This is a genomic window from Burkholderia sp. Ac-20392, assembly GCF_017104585.1.
In the GTDB taxonomy this organism is placed as follows: domain Bacteria; phylum Pseudomonadota; class Gammaproteobacteria; order Burkholderiales; family Burkholderiaceae; genus Burkholderia; species Burkholderia lata.
Genome location: NZ_JAAGPB010000782.1, coordinates 1 through 2680, shown reverse-complemented (window position 1 = coordinate 2680; position 2680 = coordinate 1). Strand labels below are relative to the sequence as shown.

Genomic DNA, 2680 nt, shown 5'->3' with positions numbered 1-2680 from the left:
CGTGCGGCCGGCCGAGCGCTTGTCGGCGACACCGCCGTCGCTTGCGCGCCCGCCCGTGCCGCTCGGCACCGACGATGCGCGCTGGATGTGAGCGCCGGCGGCGCGTCTGGCGTTACTTGCGCAGTTCGACGACGAAGTCGTAGTAGTCGTTGCGGCAGTAGGTATCGGTCAGCTCGATCGCGCGCTGGTCCGACGTATAGCCGATGCGCGTGATCAGCAGTAGCGCGTCGTGTGGCGCGATGCCCATCTGCTCTGCGATCTCGTCGGTCGCGTTGACCGCGCGGAAATGCTGCAGCGCGCGCACGATCGGCGTGCCGCGTGCTTCGAGATAGCTGTACAGCGAACCGCCGATCGCCTGCGGATCGGGGATCAGCGTCGCGGGAAACGTCGAATTCTCGACGGCCATCACGATGCCGTCCGCGAGGCGCAGGCGCTTCAGGCGCGTGACCGATGCGGCGGGCGACAGCCCGAGCTGGATCACTTCGTCGCGGTTTGCCGGCTGGATCTCGCGCGCGAGCCATTGCGAGCTCGGCTTGAAGCCGCGCCGTTCGAGCATTTCGCTGAAGCTCGACAGCCGCGACAGCGGATCTTCGTAGCGCGGCTGGATGAAATTGCCGGCGCCCTGTGTGCGGCGAATCAGGCCTTGCTCGACGAGCAGCGCGATCGCCTTGCGTGCGGTGATGCGCGATACGCCGAGCGCATCGGACAGCACGCGCTCGGAGGGCAATGCCTCGCCGGCTGTCCAGCGATTGTCGTGGATCGCGTCGCCGAGCTTGCGGGCGAGCTGCAGGTAGAGCGGCGTGTCGTTGTCGGGGTCGGGGCGCAGGTCCTGCCAGCGGTCGTCCGTGGATGCCTTCATGGATTGGGTATCGATCTGATTGCGGCCATTCTAAGTCATCGCGTGGCGCGGTTATAGCCGGGTTTTGCCATGCAATAGGTGAATGGCGCGCCGATTGACTACACTGATGCGTCGTATTTCATGGCTGGGCCGCGGTGCGCGGCCACGAATCCGCAACGAGGAACGCATGACAGACACGATCGCCACGGTCGTCCTGCCGGACGGCGAGACGATTCCGAAGCTTGGCCTGGGCACGTGGGAAATGGGCGAACGGCCGGCCCGCCGCGCCGACGAAATCGCCGCGCTGCGCGAAGGCGTCGAGCTCGGGATGACGCTGGTCGATACGGCCGAGATGTACGGCGACGGCGCGACCGAGGAACTGGTCGGCGAGGCGCTCGCGGGCCTGCGCGACGACGTGTTCCTCGTCAGCAAGGTCTACCCGCACCATGCGAGCCAGCGCGGCGTCGTCGCCGCATGCGATGCGAGCCTCAAGCGCCTGCGGACCGATCGCCTCGACCTGTACCTGCTGCACTGGCGTGGCTCGGTGCCGCTCGAGGAGACGATCGAGGGCTTCGAAGCGCTGCAGCGCGCGGGCAAGATCCGTCACTGGGGCGTCAGCAACTTCGATACGGCCGACATGGCCGAGCTCGTCGATGAAGCCGGTGGCGGCGCGTGCGCGACCAACCAGATCCTCTACAACATCGCGCGGCGCGGCCCGGAGTTCGACTTGCTGCCTTGGCTTGCCGAGCACCGGATGCCGGCGATGGCGTACAGCCCGGTCGATCACGGGCGGCTGCCGAAGCGCTCGCCGCTCGACGAGATCGCGCGGCAGCGCGGGGTGTCGGTGATGCGCGTCGCGCTCGCGTGGGTGCTCGCGCAACCGGGAGTTTTCGCGATCCCGAAGGCGGCGCGGCTCGAACACGTGCGCGACAACCGCGCCGCGCTCGATTTCGTATTCAGCGATGACGAGCGCGCGCAGCTTGACGCGTATTTCCGTCCGCCACGCAGCAAGCGCGCGCTCGAGATGCTCTGACGACACCCGGCCGGGCAACGCGGCAGGTCAGTGGTTGGCTCCGGACGATCCGCCGTTGCCGTGACCGGCGCCATTGCCGTTCCCGGTGCCATGGCCGTTGCCGACACCGTTGGCCCCGCCATTGCCGGCGCCGCCACTGCCGTTTCCATTGCCGTTTCCATTGCCGTTGCCGCCGCCGTTGCCGTGACCGCCGCCATCGCCGGCGCCATGGCCACCACCGTTGCCGTGACCGCCGCCGTCGCCATTGCCGTGGCCACCGTTGCCATGACCACCGCCGTCACCGTCGCCATGGCCACCACCGTTGCCATGACCACCGCTGTCACCGTCGCCATGGCCACCACCGTTGCCATGACCACCGCCATCGCCGTCGCCATGGCCACCACCGTTGCCATGACCACCGCCATCGCCGTCGCCATGGCCACCACCGCTGCCGTGACCGCCGCCGTCGCCATTGCCGTGGCCACCGTTGCCGTGACCACCGCCGTCACCGTCGCCATGGCCACCACCGTTGCCATGACCACCGCCGTCACCGTCGCCATGGCCACCACCGTTGCCATGACCACCGCCGTCACCGTCGCCATGGCCACCACCGTTGCCATGACCACCGCCGTCACCGTCGCCATGGCCACCACCGTTGCCATGACCACCGCCGTCACCGTCGCCATGGCCACCACCGTTGCCATGACCACCGCCGTCACCGTCGCCATGGCCACCACCGTTGCCATGACCACCGCCGTCACCGTCGCCATGGCCACCACCGTTGCCATGACCACCGCCGTCACCGTCGCCATGGCCACCACCGTTGCCAT

The 2680-nt window shown here is 68.4% G+C and carries 3 protein-coding genes; 2 read left to right on the top strand and 1 reads right to left on the bottom strand.

Features of this window, described 5'->3' with window-relative positions; genetic code table 11:
* Positions 1-112 precede the first annotated feature (112 nt).
* On the bottom strand, positions 113-859 hold the full coding sequence (locus G3N99_RS38165; protein WP_011352976.1) for a GntR family transcriptional regulator: 747 nt from the start codon (positions 857-859) through the stop codon (positions 113-115).
* Between the two features lie 166 nt (positions 860-1025).
* Here G3N99_RS38165 and G3N99_RS38160 point away from each other — a divergent pair, with 166 nt between their 5' ends.
* Together G3N99_RS38160 and G3N99_RS38155 are read left to right on the top strand one after the other, a co-directional pair.
* The gene (locus tag G3N99_RS38160; protein ID WP_174947952.1) at positions 1026-1871 is read left to right on the top strand and encodes an aldo/keto reductase; all 846 of its coding nucleotides are present in this window, start codon (positions 1026-1028) and stop codon (positions 1869-1871) included.
* Between the two features lie 60 nt (positions 1872-1931).
* Positions 1932-2680: hypothetical protein (locus tag G3N99_RS38155; RefSeq protein ID WP_206124960.1), on the top strand; the 749-nt coding region annotated here is incomplete at its 3' end.

Excerpts from the sequence above, each read along its gene's own strand:
- G3N99_RS38160 (WP_174947952.1), top strand. The coding sequence starts at position 1,026 with ATGACAGACACGATCGCCACGGTCGTCCTGCCGGACGGCGAGACGATT.
- G3N99_RS38165 (WP_011352976.1), bottom strand. The coding sequence starts at position 859 with ATGAAGGCATCCACGGACGACCGCTGGCAGGACCTGCGCCCCGACCCC.